Below are 21,333 nucleotides of genomic sequence, written 5' to 3' on the forward strand. Positions count from 1 at the left end.
TTATTCCCACTCAATCGTTCCCGGCGGTTTCGATGTAATGTCGTAAACCACGCGGTTGATGCCGCGAATCTCGCTCACGATGCGGCTCGAGATCGTCCGCAGCACCTCGTAAGGCAGAGCAGCCCAGTCAGCGGTCATGCCATCCTCGGACTCCACCGCACGAATCGCGCAGGTGTAAGCATAGGTGCGCTGGTCGCCCATCACGCCGACGCTCTTGACCGGTAACAGCACCGCAAACGACTGCCAAACCTTGCGATAAAGTCCAGCGGCCTTGATCTCGGAGACAACAATCTCGTCCGCCTCCTGCAACAAGGCGACACGATCGGCAGTGACCTCGCCGAGAATTCTGACTGCAAGTCCCGGCCCCGGAAAAGGCTGCCGTTCGAGAATATCCTCGGGCATGCCCAGATCGCGGCCGATGCGCCGAACTTCGTCTTTGAAGAGATCACGCAGCGGCTCAATCAGCTTCAGTTTCATGTTCTCCGGCAAGCCGCCGACGTTGTGATGGCTCTTGATCGTGTGCGAAGGTCCATGCACGCTCGAAGATTCGATGACGTCGGGATAGAGCGTTCCCTGCACCAGCCACGCGACTTCTTCGCCAGCGCTTTTTTCCGCCTCGAAGATCTTCTTCGCTTCATCATCAAAGACGGCGATAAACTCGTTGCCGATCACCTTTCGCTTCTTCTCGGGATCGGTCACGCCAGCCAGCTTCGACAGGAAGCGCTCGCCTGCATCAACAGCAACGACGTTCAGCCCAAGCTGCTCGCGCATCGTCTTCTGCACCTTGGCGAACTCGTCTTTGCGCAGCACGCCGTTATTTACGAAGATGCAGGTCAACCGGTCGCCTATCGCCTTCGCCACCAGAACTGCGGCGACCGACGAGTCAACGCCTCCGCTCAATCCGCAGATGGCATGGCCATCGCCGACCTGGGCCTTCACCCGAGCGACCGTAGCCTGAATAAAATGCTCCGGCGTCCAGTCCTGTTTCGCTCCGCAGATATCGAGGCAGAAGTTCTTCAGCAGCGCCATTCCCTGCCGCGTATGCGCGACCTCGGGATGAAACTGCACAGCCCAGATTCGCCGCGCCTCGTCGGCGATTCCGGCAACAGCATTGGCCGTCTTCGCCGTCAGAGAGAAGCCCTCCGGCAATTGCTCGGCATGGTCTCCGTGCGACATCCAGACATCAAGCGATTGTGGCAACCCACGGAACAGCGGCGTCTCCGCAATAACCGATACCTCTGCGTGGCCGTACTCCCGCGCCGCTGCCGGTTGTACCTTGCCGCCCAGATGATGCACGACGAACTGCAATCCATAGCAGATGCCCAGCACTGGCACGCCCATCGCCAGCACCGCCGGGTCCGCCGCCGGAGCCTGAGCATCGTAGACCGAGCAAGGGCCACCCGAGAGGATCACGCCCTTCGGGTTCAGCTCGCGCACCTTTTCCAGCGAGGCGGTACAGGGCAGCACCACGGAGAAAACGTTGAACTCGCGAATACGCCGCGCGATGAGCTGCGTGTACTGCGACCCAAAATCCAGAATGACTATCGTTGAAGTGTCCACGTATCCAGTGTAAATGGCCGCTTGTGCCTACCCCAGCGAAGACCCCTCGTAGGCGCGCCAAAGCTCCAGATAGGCCACCAGCCGCGCCACATGGAAGAAGTCCGAGGCCACAAAGTAGATCACCGTCACCCCGGCCCACCACCACGTCAGGAACTGCGGCGTCGCTACCGCCTCAAACGGCAGTGGAGTGGCAGAAAGCACCATCGCCAGCACGATCAGCGCGATCTTCACGATCCCCATGACGAGGTTGATCTCCATCAGCTTCGACTTGAGCGGCCCCAGCCGGAACGCCGCCGCAAAGCTTTTGCCGACGCCGATATCCCGCAGCATGGCCAGTAGAGGAGCTACACTAAGCCCCCAGCTCGCAATGGCCCAAAGCGAAAACAGTCCCAGCGTCCCTACGATCACCATCGCGCAGTAGCCGACCAGATTCGGCTCGCCGCCAGCGGCGATCGGGCCGACGATGTTCACTCGCGCCGCCCACTGCATGCACACAAACCAGATTGCAAAGCTTCCCAGCAGCGCCACCACTCGCACTGACTGCAACACGATCAGCGTGCCAACCCGCGCATGGAGACTGCTATCTACGCGCCGCAGCACCACCGTCCGCCCTATCGATGAAACTACGACCCACACCAGCACCAATAACGGACCAAGCCACGCCAACACATGCGCTACCGGCGGCAGCACCACTGCCATTGCTTCCGCCAGCGTCTTCGCCGATCCCATCGCATCCAGGATCGACATCGACTTCAACGCGGGCAGATCCAGCGGAGCGGTCTGCAGGATTTTTGTGCCTTCGTACCAGAGCACCAGCAGCGCCGGGATGCCATACACCCAACGCCACAGCACCTCCAGCGCTGTCCACGAAGGGCGCTTCCAGCACTGCGACAGCACATGCACAAACGACTGTGTTCCACGTACCGTTCCCGCAGCAATTACGACGCCATCCTGCGACGGCGCCTTCACTACTTCACCACCAGGTTCACCAGCTTGCCAGGCACCATAATCACCTTCACCACATTCTTACCGGCGACCCTTGAAGCTACCTTTTCATCGGCTTGCGCAGCGGCCTTGATCGCGTTTTCAGCAAGCCCAATTGGGAACTTCAACACACTGACGAGCTTTCCGTTTACCTGAACCGGGATCTCCATCTCGCTCTCGCGAGCAAGCTCTTCATCGGCAATAGGCCATGCGGTGCGGAAGGTTGCACCTTCGCCGCCAATCTGCTCCCACATCTCGGCAGCAAAGAATGGAGCGAACGGAGACAGCAGCAGCACGAGGTTGCGAAGCAGCTCACGAACAGCACCACCGGATATCTTGCCGGCATCGATCAGCGCTTCAGCAGCGGCAAACTCATTTACCAGCTCCATCACGGCAGCGATGCTGGTGTTGAAGTGCCAGCGCCCGCTGAAGTCCAGAGTAATCTTGGCAATCGTCTGATGCAGCTTGCGACGAAGCTGCGCCTCGGCAGCGGACGCGCTCTCAGGCATGTCTCCCGCGATTGAATCGTACTTCGTGATCAACCGGTAGACCCTGCTCAGAAAGCGGCTGATGCCGGCGACGCCTTCTTCCTGCCACTCCAGATCGCGGTCAGGCGGAGCCGCAAACAGCGCATACATGCGCGTAGCGTCCGCGCCGTAGCGCGCGATCATGTCGTCGGGTGAAACCACATTGCCCTTCGACTTCGACATCTTCGCGCCGTCTTTGATGACCATGCCCTGCGTGAACAATCGCGTCGCAGGCTCATCGTTTTTGATCAATCCAAGATCGCGCATCACCTTCGTCCAGAAGCGCGAATAGATCAGGTGAAGAATCGCATGTTCCACGCCGCCGATGTACTGGTCGATCGGAAACCAGTAATTCGCCTTCTCGCTGGCAAACGGCGCGTTCGCGTTCTTTGAATCGGTGTAGCGATAGAAGTACCAGCTCGAATCGACGAACGTATCCATCGTGTCGGTCTCGCGCCGCGCTGGGCCGCCGCACTTCGGACAGGTCGTATTCACAAACTCCGGCACGCGGCCCAGCGGCGATCCGCCTTGCTGCGTGATGTCTACCTGCGGCGGCAGCACCACCGGCAATGCACTCTCCGGCAGCGGAATCGGATTTTCACCGGAGCATTCGCAATAGACCATCGGGATCGGCGTTCCCCAATAGCGCTGACGACTCACGCCCCAGTCCTTCAGGCGATATGTAACCGTGGCCGTACCAAATCCATTTGCCTTGGCAAACCCGGCCATCTTCTGCTGGGCTTCCACACAGTTCTCGCCCGTCCATCCGCCTGAATCAATGAGCACAGCGTCGTCTTCTGCCGTATAGGGAAGCGGCACATCGCCAGCATCGACCTTGGGTGTAATGACCTGCTTCACAGGCAGGCCATACTTCTGAGCAAACTCAAAGTCGCGCTCATCATGCGCCGGAACGCTCATGATTGCCCCTGTGCCGTAGTCCGCGAGAATGTAATTCGCCACCCAGATAGGAACGCGCTCGCCATTGAACGGGTTGATCGCAAAGCGACCCGTATCCACGCCATGCTTCTCGATAGCGCCGACATCTCCGGACTCACGCGCCAGCGTCTGTTGCGCCAGCAATTCCTCGATCTTCTCGGCAAGGGCAGCGTCCTCAGCGGCAAAAGCCTTGGCCACCGCATGCTCCGGAGCAAGCTGCACTGAGGTCGCTCCGAAGATCGTATCCACTCGCGTCGTAAATACCGTAATCTTCGCGCAATCCTCGGCCTTCACCTCGCCGTCCACGGCGAAGTCGACCAGCGTGCCTTCGCTGCGGCCGATCCAGTTGCGCTGCATAGTGCGAACCTTCTCAGGCCAGCCCTCCAGCTTGTCCAAGCCGTCCAGCAACTCATCGGAATATTTCGTGATCCGCAGGAACCACTGTGTCAGGTCGCGCTGCTCGACGATGGTGTCCTCGTGCCGCCAGCAGCGGCCGTCGACCACCTGCTCGTTGGCCAGCACCGTCTGGCAGTCTGGGCACCAGTTCACCTTGCTCTTCTTCCGGTAGGCGAGACCAGCCTCGTACATCTTCAAGAAGAACCACTGGTTCCAGCGGTAGTACTCCGGCAGGCAGGTCGTGACCTCGGTCGCCCAGTCATAGCTCAAGCCAAGCCGCTGCATCTGCTTACGCATAGCAGCGATATTCGACAGGGTCCACTCACGCGGCGGAGTATTGTTCTTCAGTGCGGCGTTTTCTGCGGGCAAACCAAACGCGTCCCATCCCATCGGATGCAGGACGTTATACCCGCGCATCCACATGTGGCGGGCCAGCGCATCACCAATGGCATAGTTCCGCACATGCCCCATGTGCAACTGCCCGCTGGGGTAAGGCAGCATCTCGATGCAGTAGTACTTCGGCTTGCCCGCATCGTGCCCTTCGGCGGCGTATAGCGTCGGATCGGCGTCCCACCGCTGCTGCCACTTCGGTTCAATCTCCGCCGGGTTATACCGCGCCTGCTTCTCAGTCTCGTTCGTCTGCATCTCTGGCATATATATCTGATTGTAAAGAAAACCACGCCATCGCTGCTTGCGAACGCATTCTTCCTGGCAAATTCCAGCCAATCGTTAGGTTTGCGCGCCTTTAGCCTTCCATGGAGCAAACCCGTTTTCTACCCCTTCCAGTGCTGGTGCGAGCGACGGATAATGCCGCAGCAACACCGTAGAAAGCGTGCTGTCCCTGATCCAATCCATCCCGGCCTTGCTGTAAACATCTTCGGTAAAGTCGGTGGTGAAGAAGCGATCGCTGTTGAGCCGCCGCGACGCCATCAGGATGAAGATGCGGAAGGCAGTATCGCTGAAGCCGAAGCCTTCGGGCGGCTTCTCCGCGAACAGACCCACGATCAAATCCACCGAGTCGATATCGTTGTTGTAGACGCGTCGTATCTCTTCGCGCCACTCCACATTTGGAGTCAACTCCTCAAACGTCGTTACTGGCCGGAGGTTCAGCAGCTTGCGGAACTTCGTATACCGTGGAACTCCCAACTCGCGGCAGCGCATAATATCGTGCGCCGCAAGGTCCATCAGAATGCCGTCCGGCCTTACAAAGTGCTGCAGCGTCTTTGGATAGTTATGCAGCACGACCGCACCGGGATTCATCAACCCGAACGAATACAGTAGGTCCTCGATGTGAACGCTGTCGCAGATATTCTGTGCGTCATTACCGGCAATCTGCTGGAAGTTGAGTTTTTGCAGGACATCGCCCGTCTCCCGCGACCAGAACGTAATGTCATCAGGAATCAATGGGTGCATTCGATACACCGCTACAAATTCTTCGGTCAGCGAATAAGGCACTCCAAAGTGATCGGTCTCAGAGCCCGGTATCCCGCTGATCAGTTCGCTTCCGCTCAATCTGCCGAACAGATTTTTGATATGTTCTCCGGCCAGTCCCCACCAGTTGGAACGCATGGCAATCTGCAAGACGGGGTGTCCCAGGATTGCTGTCGTCCATTCGACGGTATGAATTTTAGCGATAATTGCCGCGTTGATAAGACGCGCATGCTCAAACAGGTCGTCATCCCCCCACTCTGGATACTCCTGCTTCAGCCGATCGCAGATGGCGTTATGTTCCAGCGTGAACAGCGTAAAAAAGAGTTCGAGTCCCACCCACCATCCCACCAGCGCAGCAGATTGCAACTGCACGAGCGCAGTCGGGTCGGGATGAACTAGATGATCCTTACCGACGAAGATCTTGCCGTCAACTCCCGTACGTACCTTCGCACGATAGTCCGCCGTGCTGCCATAAAGCTGCGAGCCGTCCCACCAGTGCGTCTCCGTGTTGACGTAGGTAAGCGGCTTGCCCTCATCCGCAGGGGTCCGCGTTGGGTCGGGCATGACTCGCAAAACCTGCATCGGGTTCTCGTGCCAGGTGTCATTCTGTGCCAACGGCACCTGCCACGGATCTTCCTTGACACTCTTGCCATGGCTGAACCAGTCACGAATCTGAAACTGCAGCCACGCCGCCGCTAATAGATTCAATGTCTTCGCGGGCGTAAATTCATTGCGAGTCATCAGCTCCAGGCTCACTACACGCGGACTCGGCGTCATCAGCTCCGGCATCTTCTGCTGCCAGGTCTCCTCCAAAGGAACGTTGCGCCCAAATCGTGCGCCCGCGCTTCCCATGAAGGGGCACTTCAGGTCGTTGAACGTTCCATCCGGCGTGCGAGCCGTCACTACATTGGGATAGCTCGGAGGAGTTCCCGGCACGGTGTCCGGCGTATTGGTGTCGGTGAGATTCTTCTCTCGCACCGTATTTCGGTAGCCGGCCAGAACCCCGAGCGCCAACGGAACCGGCAACGCCGGCCAACCGATCTTCTGGTCTACCCGAACACAGGTTCGATTGAACCCGTCAAGAAGTACCTGTTTGCATCGTCCACTACGAAGAATTTTTACCGCGGCGGCGGCCGCAAGCGCACCTCCGGCCGCAATTCCAATTGCTTTCAGCACTTTCATGGCGGTGTCCTCGTGACACATATGGCTTTACCAGCCGGCCCGAAACTGCACGGCAATACTAAAACCGCTTACACGATCAGAGCAAGAAAATTACAAGAAGACATCGCGACAACAACCATGCCAAAAGGACTACACTCTCTTCGAAGTCGGATGCAGGAGCACCACGGATGGCAGACCTGCATCGGGGAGTGGTTGTGTACTCGAAATCTGCCAAATTCGTTCCATCAGTTGCAGGCCGTCAGAAGCCATCCCCTTGGTTCGGAATTTTGCCCTCAATCCTTACCATCGCGTTTCTCTCGGCGTTGCCATGCCTCGGTATGCCCTTCGAACAACAGGCCGCTGAAGCCGCACCGCTCCCCGCTATCGCTGCGACACTTCCATCAGCATCGGCATTGACGACGGACCCCGAGACGCTGCCCTTGCATACGCCTGCGGTAAATGAGGCTCCCGCTACTTCTCCTGTCATCGTGATCGGATTTCTTGGAGGCCGCGTCGCGAAAGACAACGTTATTCATCGCGAGGTGCAGCTTGCGATGCATCTTCGCCAGAAACACCCGGTTGGAGTCGATGCGGAGGTATTTCAAAACTCCCACGGCCAAAGAGCATTTCGACGAATCCTGCACCTGCTCGATACGAACCACGACGGAACCCTGTCTCTCGCTGAAAAGCAACATGCCCGTATCATCATCTACGGCCATAGCTGGGGAGCCTCCGAAACTGTCACGATGGCCCGTGAGCTTCAGGACGACAAGATTCCCGTTCTGCTGACCATCCTTGTAGACCGCGTCTCGAAGATCGGAGAGGGCGATCCGCGCATCCCGTCGAACGTAGCCCAGGCAGTCAACTTCTATCAGTTAGACGGTATGCTTCACGGCCGTCCTACCATCCGCGCTGTCGATCCGACCAAAACGCAGATCATCGGCAATTATCAGCTCGACTACAAGGACACCCACGTCGACTGCGACAAATATCCCTGGTACGCTCGCCTCTTCATGGGGCCACATATCGAGATCGAAAACGATCCGCGTGTCTGGAACCAGGTCGAAGCGCTGATCAGTGCAAAACTTCCACCGCAGAAAGATACTACGACTGCAACGCTCACAAGTCCGTCAGAATAAATCTTAAAGTCACCAGATCAATCTGCGTTTACCCTGCTGCCAGCGTTCGCAAAACCCCGACATTTCTCGCTTCATCACCGGGAGCATCGACCGGCGTCTCGGCGATAAATGCCGCGTGAGCAAATCGGGCATCGTGCAAGAGCCGGCGAAACGCCTCCGCTCCAATCGTTCCTTCGCCAATATGTTCATGCCGGTCGAGCTTCGATCCCATCGCGGCCTTGGCGTCGTTCGAGTGCCAGACCTTTACCGCATCGAAACCCACCGTCGACTCCACCAGCTTCATCGTCTCGATATAGCCATCCGCCGAGACGATGTCATATCCCGACACATGCACATGGCAGGTATCCAAGCAAACCGCTACCGGAGCGCAGGTCTTCAACGTCTCCACCAGCTCCGCCACCTGCTCCAGCTTGCCGCCGAGCGAAAATTCCGCACCGGCCGTATTTTCGATCAAAATTTTGAAGTTCTTCCCGGTGAAGTCGATCCCATCAATCGCCCGCTCGATTGACTGCGCAGCCAGCCGCAATCCTTCCTCTCGGGTCAGGCCCTTCCAACTTCCAGGATGCAGCACCAGATACTCCGCACCTAACGCCAGAGCGCGCTCTACCTCGCCGCGAAACGCAGTGGTCGAGTTCGCACGTACGCTTTCGGTCTGGCTGCAAAGATTAATCAGATAGCTCGCGTGGACGGCCACCGGCCCCACATCATGCTGAGCGCGCAGCGCCAGCATCTTCGCCGCGTCCTCCGGCTTTACCGGCGCAGCCTTCCACATGCGCGGACTCGTTGAAAATATCTGGAACGTATTCGCTCCCGCTGCTACTGCACGCTCTACCGCCGTCCAGCATCCACCTGCCGTACCGACATGCACACCGATGCGCTTCTTCATTGAATCTGCCATGCCTCCAGCCTACCGCACCTTTGCCGTAGCCTCATCGGCATAGAATGCCGCGATCGCCTTCTCGTATTTCTTCTCGACCACGCGCCGCTTCAGCTTCATGCTCGGCGTCAACTCATCGCCTTCCACTGACCACTCATCCGGCACAACGTACATTCGCTTCATGCTCTCGTAGCTGGCCAGATCGGCGTTCACCTTGTCTACAATCTCCTGATAGAGCTTCACTACTTTGGCATCTTTTACCAGCGCAGCATGATCTCCCACAGCGATGCCCTGCCCTTTGGCCCATCCTTCCAACGCCGCAAAGTTAGGAGAAATCAGCACGCAGGCAAACTTGTGCTTGTCGCCCACCATCGCCGCGTGCGCTACCAGCGTATTCGCCTTCAGCCTGTTCTCAATCGGCTGCGGAGCAATGAACTTTCCACCACTGGTCTTCAGCAGCTCTTTCTTTCTGTCCGTAATCGACAGAAATCCATCTTCGTCTATCTTTCCGATGTCGCCTGTTTTGAACCAGCCGTCCGGTGTAAATACCTCTGCCGTCTCCTTCTCTTTCTTCCAGTAGCCCGGAAAGATTGAAGGCCCCTTCACCTCAAGCTCGCCATCCGCGGCAAACCGACACTGCACATTCGGCACCGCTTTGCCCACAGTTCCAATTCTGTGCGCGTTCGGATAATTCAATCCAATCACAGGTGAAGTCTCTGTCAGTCCGTAGCCTTCAAATATCCGAATCCCTGCATCGGCAAACCATCCTGCTGTGTCCATGCCTAAAGGAGCGCCGCCGGAGATAAACACCTCTACGCGTCCGCCAAATGCCTCGCGAATCTTGCCGAACACCAGCTTGTTCGCCAGCTTCCATCCCATACTCGCCGGAATCTTCCCCTCCAGCGTCTCCGGCCTGTGTGTCTTGCCTGTCGCCAGCGCCCACTTCAGAATCCTAGACTTCACGGGCGACGCAGCCGACTTCCCTTCCACCGCCTGACGAATCTTCTCGTAGACCCGCGGCACCGCTACAAAGATTGTCGGTTGCAACGCCTTCATGGCCTGCGGCAGCAGATCGAACTTCGGGCAATAGGCCACCGTCGCTTCATTGCACATCATCGCGTAGTCCAGGTGTCGCGCCGTCACATGCGACAGCGGCAAAAACGAGATGCAGCTATCTTTATCCGAAAACTTAAACGGATCGGTTGAAACATTCAGATTGCTGGCCAGATTGCCATGCGTCAGCATCGCGCCCTTCGGCTCGCCGGTCGTCCCCGACGTATAGATGATCGTCGCCAGATCCTCTCCGCGCGCGCCCTTCACCATCGCATCGAATGCCGCGTCCCGCTGCTGCTTTGCCTGCGCACCTTCGATCAGCCTGGCAAAGCTCTCCGTGCCGGGAAACTCTCCGGCGTCCATCACCACGACATGCTCCAGCTCCGGCATGTCTCCGGCGGTGGTCAGCTTGTCATATTGTTCCTTCGAAGAGACGACGGCCACCTTCGCACCGGAGTCCCGTACCATGTAACCGACATGTTCCGCCGTCAATGTTGGATAAAGCGGCACATCGACTCCGCCGATTGCCAGCGTAGCAAAGTCCGTTACCGCCCACTCCCAGCGGTTTTCTGAAAGGATTACGACCCGGTCGCCCTTACCTAGCCCCCATCCGCGCAGCACATCGGACAGCGCCCGCACCCGTCCATAAAGTTCGGTCGAAGAGATCGACCTCCACTCCCCCGTCGCATCCTGCCATCGCATTACAGGACGCTCACCCCGCCCCGTAACCTTCACCAGAACATCGTTCAAAGTCGTCAGGTCAAACATGTCGCCTCCAGCATCGGCTGTCAGAGGGCATTATTGCAGCAATTGGTTGAAGATGCAGTCGCCGAAGACTCTTTCGTTCCGTACCTCGGTTTTTTCAGCGAAGACCTTAAGCCTTCGTCGCGGTAATCCCATTCAGCAGCACATCCATCACCTGCGCCGCCGTAGCCTTGGCGTCATAGATTCGCCCGGTAAAGATCGCCGAGCTTACCAGCTCGTCAATCGTGCCGAACATACAGTGCGCTACCACGCCGTCGGAGAGATCGCTCCGAAAGATGCCCATATCCTGTCCTCGCCGAACCACCTCGCGAACCGTCTGGATGTACCTTGCCAGATGGCGGTGCGAGAACTCCGCAATGAACTTTGCGCTCTGCCGCATCTCTGTCTGCAGCAGTACGGCCATGCTCCGGTTCACCTGATAGCTCTCCAGATGTACCTGTGCAATGTACTCGAGCTGCTCTCGCGGGCCTGCGATGGTCACAAATGCATCTGCGATCTGCTGATAGAACGTCTCGAATCTTCGGTCGATCGCCGTTCGCAGGACATCGTCCTTGCTCTTGAAGTAGAGATAAACCGTCCCGTCCGCCACCCCGGCGCGCTTCGCAATCTCGCTTACAGGCGATTTGAAGTATCCCCGCTCGGCGATTACCTCCACAGCCGCATCGAGGATACGCTGATACTTTTCACAGGCTGCCAGCTCTTCTTCCGTCTTCTTCAAGCCCTCTCCCACTTCGGTGCTCAGTCCGTAACGTGAATTTTCGGCAAAAGCTTAGTCTTGCAACTGTAGTAATGCTGGATAAATCTACCAACGGAACCCGACTTGGCCCTCAAAAATGCATCTTTATGCATTTTTCCACTTTTCCACAGCGATCCATCTCAAATAAGAAAAGGTCAGCCCTACTGAAAGCAAGACTGACCCGTAAATCCATTACCGTTGAATGCAAATACACTACATCCGTCTTCTACCAGCCTGTTCGGCCAGAGAAGTGGAGGGAAAATTACGCCTGCGGAACCGGAGTCAACCGAACGAATGCCGCAGCCTGCTTCGGCCAGTCCGCCAACATGGCCTTTGCCAATCCGCTGGAAGATTCCTCCGCATGAGCCACGATCATCGCCTTCAAGGCTTCCTGCGACTCCTGATCGACTGAGTTGAATCCCTCTGCGGAGATGAACTCAGGGTGGTATCGCTGACCCGACACGAACGAACCGTCGGCATCGTAGACCCACGCCAAACCGCCGGTCATACCGGCTCCGAAGTTCATGCCGACCCGGCCCAGAACGGCCACAACGCCACCGGTCATGTACTCGCAACCGTGGTCGCCAACACCTTCAACAACGGCTATTGCGCCAGAGTTACGAACGGCGAATCGCTCTCCCGCCCGGCCTGCGGCAAACAGCTTCCCGGACGTAGCGCCATACAAGGCCACATTGCCCAGGATGACATGCTGCCCGCTGTCCTTCGCCGCCAGACCACAGGCGCGGATCACGATCTCGCCACCGGATAGTCCCTTGCCAACAAAGTCGTTGGCCTGTCCATCGAGCACCAGCTTCATGCCATCGACCGCAAAGGCACCGAAAGATTGTCCCGCCGTGCCATTCAGATTGAAGGTCACATCCGAGGGGAGATCAGCCTGAGCGCGCCGCAGAACCAACTCTCCGGCAAGACGGGAACCGATAGCGCGGTCGCAGTTAGCAATCTTGGACTCAACGACGTAGGGCTTGCCCTGCTCAACAGCCTCGAGCGCAGGAGCGACCCATGCCTCATCCAGCGGCAAACCAACCGTTGGCTGGTCGTTGCGACCACCCATCCACCGGCTTGCACCTTCCGAGACCTTCGCCAGCATCGGCTGAAGGTCGAGGTTGCCGTCGAACCTGACCTGCTCCAGCAGGTCCGTACGACCAATCGCTTCGTCGAGCGAAGCGAAGCCATACTTCGCCAGCAACTGCTGCAAGTCAGCCGAAAGTTGCTCGAAGAACCGAACCACATGCTCCGGCTTGCCGCGGAACTTCGCCCGCAACTCCGGCTTCTGCGTCGCAATGCCCGTGGGACAGGTGTTCAGGTGGCATTGACGGGCCATATCGCAACCCAGAACTACCAGTACCGCTGTACCGAACGCATACTCATCCGCGCCGAGCAGAGCCGCAATCAGAATGTCGTGGGCAGTCGCCAGACCACCATCGGTACGCAGACGAACGCGCCCACGCATACCATTCTGCATCAGCACCTGCTGCGCCTCGGCCAGTCCAAGCTCCCATGGATTGCCTGCATACTTGATGCTCGACAAAGCCGCTGCACCGGTTCCACCGACATTGCCAGCGATGACGATGAAATCTGCATACGCCTTGGCGACACCGGCAGCAACTGTGCCGACGCCGCAGCCGGAGACCAGCTTGACGCCCACCGCAGCCTTCGGGTTCACGCGCTTCAGATCGTAGATAAGCTGTGCGAGGTCCTCGATGGAGTAGATGTCGTGATGCGGCGGAGGCGAGATCAGCGGAACGCCGGGCTGAGCATGGCGAAGACGCGCAATCATCCCGCTTACCTTGTGGCCGGGCAACTGTCCGCCCTCACCGGGCTTCGCACCCTGCGCCACCTTGATCTCGATCTCTTCCGCGTGCGCCAGATACTCAGCCGTCACGCCGAAACGTCCGGAGGCAATCTGCTTGATCTTGTTGTTCAGCGAAGTATGCACAGCCGGAGCTTCGACGACAGGCTCTGCCACTGCAGCAGCGCCACCGCCGGAACGCGACCGCGCCTGTAGGATCAGCTCCTCGTCCTGATGGATCCTGCCGCCGTCGACGGAGTTAAGCTTGTAAACCGCTCGGTCTTCACCGCCTTCACCAGTGTTCGAGCGTGCGCCGAGCATGTTCATACCGGCAGTGATGGTCTGGTGCGCCTCCGGGCTCAACGAGCCGAGGGACATTGCGCTGGCGATGAACCGCTTGCACAGGCTCGACGGCGATTCAACACTGCTCAAAGGTAGCTCAGCGGCCGATGGGCGAATCTTCAACAGATCGCGCAGGACAGCCGGATCGTGTTCCAGAACTTCCTGGGTAAAGATGGCAAACGCGCCCGCCGGATCGGTCGGCTGCGGAACATTGCGCGCCGTGCCAACTACAGACTGCAACGCCTTGACGTTGGGTGGCTGCCAGGCATGAGGCTCAGAGACGTTGGCCTTGCGGAAGCGCACCCAGCCATAGTCCGGCAGGTCTGCGGTAGCAGCAACTCCTTCATCCACCAGCCACGTCTGCCGAAGCTGACGCTCCACCTCCGCAAACCCGATGCCCGAAAGAGGCGCGGGAGTGTCGACAAAGCAGCGATCGACCACGCTGGAGTGCAGGCCGAGGATATCGAACAGATGTCCGCCGCGATAGCTGTGAACGACCGAGATGCCCATCTTCGACATCACCTTCGCCAGACCGGCATCAAGCGCCTTCAGCATCTTGCGCTCGTACGCCTCTGCATCCGTTCCCGCAGGTGCCACGCTCAAAGCAGTCTCAAGGGCAAGCCACGGGCAAACCACGCCAGCGCCATAGCCGATCAGGACTGCTGCGTGATGAATATCGCGGCAATCGCCGGCTTCAACGGCGATTCCGGCCAGCGTCCGCAGACCAGCGCCAACCAATGCCTGATGCACCGCTCCGGTGGCCATCGCCATCGGAACCGGCAGCCGCTCCGGACTCGCCGAGCGGTCGGAGAGCAAGAGGATGCGCGCGCCGTTGCGGACCAGTTGAATGGCCTGCATGCAGATGTCATCGAGTCCTTGAAGCAGGGTGCTCTCCGGCTTGAAGACGCACTGCAGTTCAGCAAAGTTCAGCTCTGCCGCATGAGGATATTCGCGCTTCCGCAGAGCCTCAACTTGCCCCAGAGAGATAAAAGGCGACGCTAACGAGAGCCCGGGCAGCGGCGAATTCTTGTCGAGCAGATGGGCCCATGGACCGAGGCGCGTATGCAGCGAAACCACGCAGGCCTCGCGCAGAGGATCGATCGCGGGGTTGGTCACCTGCGCAAACCGCTGCCGGAAGTAGGCGTACAAAGGCCGTGGCGAACGCGCCAGAAAAGCCAGCGGAGTGTCGTCGCCCATCGACCAGACCGGGTCCTTGCCCTCGGCTGCCATCGGCTGCAGAATCATCTTCACGTCTTCGCGTGTGTAGCCAAATCCACGATGCGTCGCCGAGAGGGTCGCTGCCTCAATCGGATGGAAGGGGACAGGGTTCAGCGGAGTATCTTCTACAAGCTTGGCGTAGGTCGCTCCGGCATCGAAGATCTGCAACAGCTCCTCGTTCTCGTAGACCTTATGGGCCTCGAGATCGACAAGGAACATCTCACCCGGTCCAAGACGTCCGCTATGCACTACCACTTCCGGATCGAGATCGACCAGACCGATCTCCGAGCCTGCAACCACCAAACCATCCTTGGTCACGGCAAAACGGCAGGGGCGAAGACCGTTGCGGTCCAATGCAGCGCCAACAACTTTGCCGTCGCTGAAGGCCAGTGCTGCCGGGCCATCCCACGGTTCAGCGCAATCGATGTGGTAACGCAGGAACGAAGACTTTTCGTGACCCTCGGACGCAGGCGGGAGGAGCATGCGAACCGCCTCGGCCAGCGTTCTGCCATTCTGCGAGAGCAGTTCAATCGCCTCATCGAGGCTGGTCGAGTCCGTGCCGCCCTCGGTCAGCACAGGCTTGCACTCTACCGGCAGCGTGGAATCGCGGGCCGTCATACGCGCACGATTTCCCCAAATGGTGTTGATCTCACCGTTGTGGCCTAGCTTGCGGCCGGGCTGCGCACGATGCCAAGTCGGCAATGTGTTGGTGGCATACCGCTGATGGAAGACCGCGAACGGCGTGACAAACTCCTCCGACGCCAGGTCGGGGAAGAAGTTCGCCAGAAAGCTTCCGGCCACCATTGCTTTATAGGTAATCGTCTGCGACGACAGAGAACAGATATAGCCGGTCACATCCCCACGTTCGTGCGACCGCTCAAATTGCTTCCGGGCCAGATAGAGTCTCCGCTCCATGGTTCCCGCTTCGGCGTTGGCCGCATCCACCACCAACATCTGCCGAATCTTCGGCATCGTTCCAAGGGCCTCTTCTCCAAGCCACTCCGTACAGATAGGAACGTCGCGCCAACAAAGCACCTTAAAGTCGTGTGAGAGCAGACAGCGCTCGAGCAGCGCCTCTGCCCGCGTCTCTTCGAGCGGCAGCAGCAGCATGCCCACACCCAGCGCCTGCTGGTCATCCAACTCAATATTGGTAGCGCGCAGCAGTAAGGTGCGCGGGACAGCGGTCAACACGCCCACGCCATCGCTGCTCTTTCCATCGGCAGCGGTCGCACCACGGTGCGCCAGGCGGCCAAGAGCGGTCAAAGCCTGCTCAAGAATCTTATGCGTCGGCACGGCATCCACGGCAGCGACAAAGCCGACGCCGCAGGAGTCATGCTCAAATTTTTCATCAATCAAGGAGGAAGGAATGCGCGGAGAGACGCGCAGGGGGCTCTGGGCAGACAAGGGGGCAGGGGTCAGGGCAGCGGGGTTTAACGTATTTGTAAAAAACCGGTCCATGCTTCACTATACGTCCAGCGATGCTCAAGTGTCGCCAGAGGTACCTTCCTTTTTTTGATACGCTTCATAAAGCAAATCAGCGGGGGCATGTATAAATATACACGATGATGTATATTTATACATGCCCTATTCTTCTGTCCGGGGCTGACATCTAAGCCTTACGATCCATTTCCATGAGTGTGTTGCGACCGTTAACATAGATACATTGCAATCTTTTACAGAGTTATATTGCGATTTTTTAATAGGTGAATCACCCGCATGAAACAACAGCGTCATACCGTAATTCGAGAGTTGCTGGTAACGGCCTCCGTTGCCAATCAGGATGAGTTGCGGAAAAAACTTGCGGGTCGAGGCTTCCATGTCACTCAGGCCACCCTCTCACGGGACATCCATGAGCTCCGGCTCTCCAAGGGGCCTGCCGGCTATTCCCTTCCCGGCGGAGAGGACGCAGCCGAAGACGCGCTGCCGGGTATCCGCGATATCCTTCACAGCTTCGGCCTTGAAGTGCGTCCGGCAGCAAACCTTCTTGTTCTGGTTACAACGACCGGCGGCGCTCAGCCAGTCGCTGCCGGAATCGATTACGAAGACTGGCCGGAGGTCGTCGGCACCATCGCCGGAGACGACACCATTCTCATCATCTGCCCTGACGAACAACAGGCAAAGGCACTAAAAACGCGAATTGAAGGTTACATTGGCTAATCTCGAAGCACTGCAAACATCGACCAAAAGCGTTGGCACCCTGACTGCCAGCTCACGTCCACCCCGCATCGCTGTGGCAGGCGTCAGCGGCTATGCCGGTGGCGAGCTGGCACGCCTGCTGCTGCATCACCCTGCTCTCGAAGGAACGAAGCCGACCTTTCTGGGCCGCGCAGGCGAGGCCGAGGTCGGCCCGTCCACTTCGCTTGAGGCGCTTCATCCTTATCTTACCGGCCCGGGCGCGGCGGAATCCAATCCGGTTTATTCCTTCAGCTGGAACCGAATCGTCGACGAAGGAATCGAGGTGCTATTTTTGGCTACGCCGCATGAGCAATCGCGCGAATGGGTCCCCGAAGCCATCGAGCGCGGCATCAAAGTCGTCGATCTGAGCGGCGCGTGGCGGTTGCAGGAGACGCGCAATCGGGACGTCTATCGCTTGAAGGATGCCAAACCCGCGCTCGCAGATGAGTTGCAGGCAGAGGCAGTCTACGGATGCCCCGAGCTGCACCGCAACGCGATCAAGCGCGCTCGTCTGGTTGCGAACCCGGGCTGCTACTCCACGTCCATGATTCTGGCACTCGCTCCTCTGGTTCAGGCAGGATTGGTCGATCTCGACCACGGGATCGTCTGCGATGCGAAGTCGGGTGTGAGCGGAGCGGGAAAAGCCGCGACGACAAAGACTCACTTCATGTATGCCGCCGACAATCTCTCTGCCTATAACGTCTTCGGCCATCGGCATAGAGGCGAACTGCTGGAACAGCTTCATCTGGACTCCGACCAGATTCAGTTCACGCCTCACCTGCTACCGATTCCACGCGGAATTCTCGCGACCATTTATCTGCGGCTCAAGCGGCCGACCGAGCCCGCAGCGATCAGTGCCATGTTCTCAGACTTCTATCGGGACAGCCCCATGGTTCGTCTCTATCCCACGCCGCACTTGCCGCAGATCCAGCACGTCGTTCGTACCAACTTCTGCGATATCGGCTTCGAGCTTGCGCCGGATGGAAAGCGGATGGTCATCGTCTCCTGCCTGGACAACTTGTTGAAGGGTGCGTCCGGTCAGGCAGTTCAAAATTTAAACCTGATGTGCGGTTGGAAAGAACAGGAGGGCTTGCTGTGAGATTTGTCGTTAAACTAGGCGGTGCGGCCCTTGAAAATCCCCAGATTCTACATGGTTGCGGCAAAGCAATCGCCGAGCTGGTAGCCGACGGAAACCAGGTTGCCGTCGTCCACGGCGGTGGCGTTCAGCTAACGCGCACCCTGGCGCTGATGGGCAAGAAGAGCGAGTTCGTCTCCGGCCTGCGTATCACCGATGCCGAGACCCGCGATGCCGCCATCATGGTGCTGGCGGGCCGCGTCAACAAGTCGCTGGTCGCTGCGATTGGATCGCATGGCCAGGCGGCTGTTGGCCTCTCCGGCGGCGATGGCCATGTCTTTCGCGCGCGCAAGAAGAAGACGAACCCCGATCTCGGCTTTGTCGGCGAGATCGCCGGAACAGACTCCCGCTGGCTCGAAGCCATCTGGACGATGGGCGCTGTGCCTGTCATCTCATCCATCGCTCTGGGCTTCGACGGCGAGTACTACAACATCAACGCCGACGAGATGGCCGCAGCCTGCGCCATCTGCACGCAGACCGATACCCTCGTCTTTCTTACCGACGTCCCCGGCGTAAAGGGAGCGGATGGAAACGTGATGCGATGGCTGACGCTGTCGCAGATTCCGGCGTTGGAGAAGCAGCAGGTTGTCTCTGGCGGTATGTTGCCAAAGCTCAATGCCTGCCGCAATGCCCTTACGCATGGCGTCAAACGTGTACGAATTCTGCCTGCGGAGTCGGCGATGTTGCTGCCTGATCTCTGCTCGACCCGAGTGAATGATGGAACGGAGGTAATGGTCGCATGAAGTTGGCATCCATACAGGCGGCGGAGAGCAAACTGCTTCTCCATACCTATGAGCGCAATCCTTATCTCTTTGTCGGTGGACACGACGTCTACCTGCGCGATGAAAACGGCAACGACTTCCTCGATCTGTTGAGCGGCATCGGCGTCTCCGCGCTCGGCTACGCTCATCCAGCCATTGAAGCGGCCATTCTCGACCAGAGCAAGCGCCTGCTCCACACCTCGAACCTCTTCTATCACGAAGGCACAGCGAACCTCGCGCTTCGCCTCACCGAGATCAGCGGTCTCGATCGCGTCTTCTTCTGCAACAGCGGCACCGAGGCATGGGAGGCCGCGCTGAAGCTAGCTCGCTCTCACGCTCGTCTGCTGCGCGAGAAGGGCCGCAAGATCGGCACGAAGTTTCTTGCCATGGAACACAGCTTCCACGGACGCACCATGGGCTCGGTTGCAACGACTCACAAAGAGAAGTACCGCGAACCGTTTGCTCCGGTCATGCCCGATGTCGAGTTTGTGCGCTTTAACGATGTCGACGATCTGCGCGCGAAGTTTTCGAACGATGTCTGCGGCATCTGCATCGAGCCGCTTCAGGGCGAAGGCGGCATCCATCCCGTCTCGAAGGAGTTCTTCGCCACTGCTCGTGAGCTTTGCGACTCCACCGGCGCTTTGCTGCTCGCCGACGAGATTCAGAGCGGTCTTGGCCGTACCGGCAAATGGTTTGCCTACCAGCACTACGGCATCCTGCCCGACATCACCACGCTCGCCAAGCCCATCGCCGGCGGCATCCCCATGGGAGCGATGCTTTGCACCGATGAGGCTGCTCTTGGCTTCACTCCCGGCCAGCATGGCACGACCTTCGGTGGCGGCCCTCTCGCATGCGCTGTCGCTATTGCTGTACTCGATACCATGCAACGCGAAAACACGTTGGCACACATTCAAGCCACGGGAGAGTTCTTCAAATCGAAGCTTCAGGAGCTGGCAACCCGTCACGACTGCATCGTCGATGTTCGCGGCACGGGCCTAATGCTCGGCATTGAGATCAACTCCGCCGAGCTGGCAAAGCAGGCCGCCGCGCAGATGATGGAGCGCCGCATCATCATCAACCGCACCAGCGAGACGGTGCTTCGTTTCCTGCCGCCCTACATTCTTGAGCGCAAGCATGTTGAGATTGCCGTCAACGCGCTCGACGAAATTCTGAAAGATCTTGCAGCAGCATATGCCGGGACCGCACCGGCAGGAGAAAAAGCCCATGGGTAGCAAAACCGTAGTCATGAACCCGAAGCCCGCAGACGGCGAAGAGATTTCGCGCAAGCCGACAGCAACCCTTGGCATCCAGTCAGACACTGCTTTCAGCGAAGCAAGTAAACGCCTCAGCGGCCGCGACCTCTGTTCCATCGCCGACCTCACCGTGCAGGAGATGGCAGCCATCATGGAGCTCGCTCACGCCGTCAAGGCCAACCCCGAAGACTTCCGCCATGCGCTCGACGCCCGCCAGATGGTGATGTTCTTCGAGAAGGCATCGTTGCGCACACGCGTCACCTTTGAAGCCGCAATCAACACGCTCGGCGGAAACGCCATCTTCGTCGATCAGACGCAGTCTCCTCTCGGCGAGCGCGAATCACTCTCCGACATGGCGCGCAACCTCGAGCGCTGGATGAACATCATCGTGCTGCGCACCTATGCGCACGACACCATCACCGAGATGGCCGCATGCTCCAAGGTTCCCGTCATTAATGCACTCTCCGACCTTGAGCATCCCTGTCAGGCCATCGCCGATTTCTTCACGCTCGAAGAGCGCTTCGGCTCGGCACAGGGGCTGCGCTTCGCCTATGTCGGCGACGGCAACAACGTCTGCCACTCGCTGATGCTGACCGCCGCACAGCTTGGCGCACATTGCATCGTTGCATCGCCTAAAGGTTTTGCTCCTAAGCTCGATATCATTCACAAGGCAATCGAGATCAGCGAATCGACAGGCGGCAGCATCACGCTAATGCACGATCCCATTAAGGCCGTCACCGGTGCCGATGCTGTCTATACCGACGTATGCACCAGCATGGGCTTCGAGCACGAAGCCACCAAGCGCGCGCCCATCTTCAAGCCCTATCAGGTCAACGAAGAGCTGATGTCCCACGCGCAGCCCGACGCGGTCTTTATGCACTGCCTGCCCGCGCACCGCAACGCTGAAGTCACCGATGCTGTGCTAGATGGCCCGCAGTCGGTCGTCTTCGATCAGGCAGAGAACCGTATGCACGCACAGAAAGCGCTTCTGCTGATGCTGCTTGGCGGCGCCAAGCGGACGGCCAGCAGCCGCAACCGCTCATCTCAGCCTCGCAAACGCTCCTAATCATTCAC

At 58.6% G+C, this 21,333-nt stretch carries 14 protein-coding genes; 6 read left to right on the forward strand and 8 right to left on the reverse strand.

What is annotated here, in order from left to right; translation table 11 throughout:
* The 4 genes from guaA to IEW09_RS09380 form a co-directional block, all read right to left on the reverse strand.
* Complete coding sequence (gene guaA, locus IEW09_RS09365) at positions 1 to 1,560, reverse strand: glutamine-hydrolyzing GMP synthase (protein ID WP_188553881.1); 1,560 nt, start codon at positions 1,558 to 1,560, stop codon at positions 1 to 3.
* A 27-nt stretch (positions 1,561 to 1,587) separates the two neighbouring features.
* On the reverse strand, positions 1,588 to 2,529 hold the full coding sequence (locus tag IEW09_RS09370) for a hypothetical protein (protein ID WP_188553882.1): 942 nt from the start codon (positions 2,527 to 2,529) through the stop codon (positions 1,588 to 1,590).
* Positions 2,529 to 5,057 (reverse strand): leucine--tRNA ligase, encoded by a 2,529-nt coding sequence (leuS, locus tag IEW09_RS09375; protein WP_188553883.1) that lies wholly within the window; start codon positions 5,055 to 5,057, stop codon positions 2,529 to 2,531. Before leuS ends, IEW09_RS09370 begins: the two co-directional genes overlap by 1 nt.
* 75 nt (positions 5,058 to 5,132) lie before the next feature.
* Entirely contained in the window at positions 5,133 to 7,016 is a 1,884-nt protein-coding gene (locus IEW09_RS09380; protein ID WP_188553884.1) for a peroxidase family protein, read from the reverse strand.
* A gap of 167 nt (positions 7,017 to 7,183) precedes the next feature.
* Between IEW09_RS09380 and IEW09_RS09385 the strand changes: the two genes are divergently transcribed.
* Positions 7,184 to 8,134: a hypothetical protein gene (locus IEW09_RS09385; protein WP_188553885.1), complete on the forward strand. Its 951-nt coding sequence runs from the start codon at positions 7,184 to 7,186 to the stop codon at positions 8,132 to 8,134.
* 28 nt (positions 8,135 to 8,162) lie between these two features.
* Here the strand turns inward: IEW09_RS09385 and IEW09_RS09390 are convergent, their stop codons facing one another.
* From IEW09_RS09390 to IEW09_RS09405, 4 genes are all read right to left on the reverse strand, one after another.
* Positions 8,163 to 9,032, reverse strand: coding sequence for a deoxyribonuclease IV (locus IEW09_RS09390; protein WP_188553886.1), 870 nt, complete (start codon positions 9,030 to 9,032; stop codon positions 8,163 to 8,165).
* Between the two features lie 9 nt (positions 9,033 to 9,041).
* Positions 9,042 to 10,832 (reverse strand): AMP-dependent synthetase/ligase, encoded by a 1,791-nt coding sequence (locus IEW09_RS09395; RefSeq protein ID WP_188553887.1) that lies wholly within the window; start codon positions 10,830 to 10,832, stop codon positions 9,042 to 9,044.
* A 106-nt stretch (positions 10,833 to 10,938) separates the two neighbouring features.
* Entirely contained in the window at positions 10,939 to 11,547 is a 609-nt protein-coding gene (locus IEW09_RS09400) for a TetR/AcrR family transcriptional regulator (protein ID WP_188553888.1), read from the reverse strand.
* A 280-nt stretch (positions 11,548 to 11,827) separates the two neighbouring features.
* Positions 11,828 to 16,393, reverse strand: a complete 4,566-nt coding sequence (locus IEW09_RS09405; RefSeq protein ID WP_188553889.1) for a glutamate synthase-related protein — start codon at positions 16,391 to 16,393, stop codon at positions 11,828 to 11,830.
* Between the two features lie 258 nt (positions 16,394 to 16,651).
* On the opposite strand from IEW09_RS09405, the gene IEW09_RS09410 reads away from it, so the two are divergent.
* From IEW09_RS09410 to argF, 5 genes are read left to right on the forward strand one after another with little or no spacing between them, the layout of a single operon-like run.
* Positions 16,652 to 17,092, forward strand: a complete 441-nt coding sequence (locus IEW09_RS09410; RefSeq protein ID WP_188553890.1) for an arginine repressor — start codon at positions 16,652 to 16,654, stop codon at positions 17,090 to 17,092.
* A 40-nt stretch (positions 17,093 to 17,132) separates the two neighbouring features.
* Positions 17,133 to 18,209, forward strand: a complete 1,077-nt coding sequence (gene argC / locus IEW09_RS09415; RefSeq protein WP_188554399.1) for an N-acetyl-gamma-glutamyl-phosphate reductase — start codon at positions 17,133 to 17,135, stop codon at positions 18,207 to 18,209.
* Positions 18,206 to 18,988 carry an acetylglutamate kinase gene (gene argB / locus IEW09_RS09420; RefSeq protein WP_188553891.1) on the forward strand — a complete coding sequence of 261 codons (783 nt, stop codon included), beginning with the start codon at positions 18,206 to 18,208 and terminating at the stop codon, positions 18,986 to 18,988. The genes argC and argB overlap by 4 nt, the downstream gene beginning before the upstream one ends.
* Positions 18,985 to 20,238: an aspartate aminotransferase family protein gene (locus IEW09_RS09425; RefSeq protein ID WP_188553892.1), complete on the forward strand. Its 1,254-nt coding sequence runs from the start codon at positions 18,985 to 18,987 to the stop codon at positions 20,236 to 20,238. The genes argB and IEW09_RS09425 overlap by 4 nt, the downstream gene beginning before the upstream one ends.
* A complete protein-coding gene (gene argF / locus IEW09_RS09430) occupies positions 20,231 to 21,325 on the forward strand; it encodes an ornithine carbamoyltransferase (RefSeq protein ID WP_188553893.1) in 1,095 nt (364 codons plus the stop codon). Before IEW09_RS09425 ends, argF begins: the two co-directional genes overlap by 8 nt.
* The last annotated feature ends 8 nt before the right edge of the window (positions 21,326 to 21,333 follow it).

Origin of the sequence: Edaphobacter dinghuensis, assembly GCF_014640335.1 — a bacterium.
GTDB lineage: Bacteria > Acidobacteriota > Terriglobia > Terriglobales > Acidobacteriaceae > Edaphobacter > Edaphobacter dinghuensis.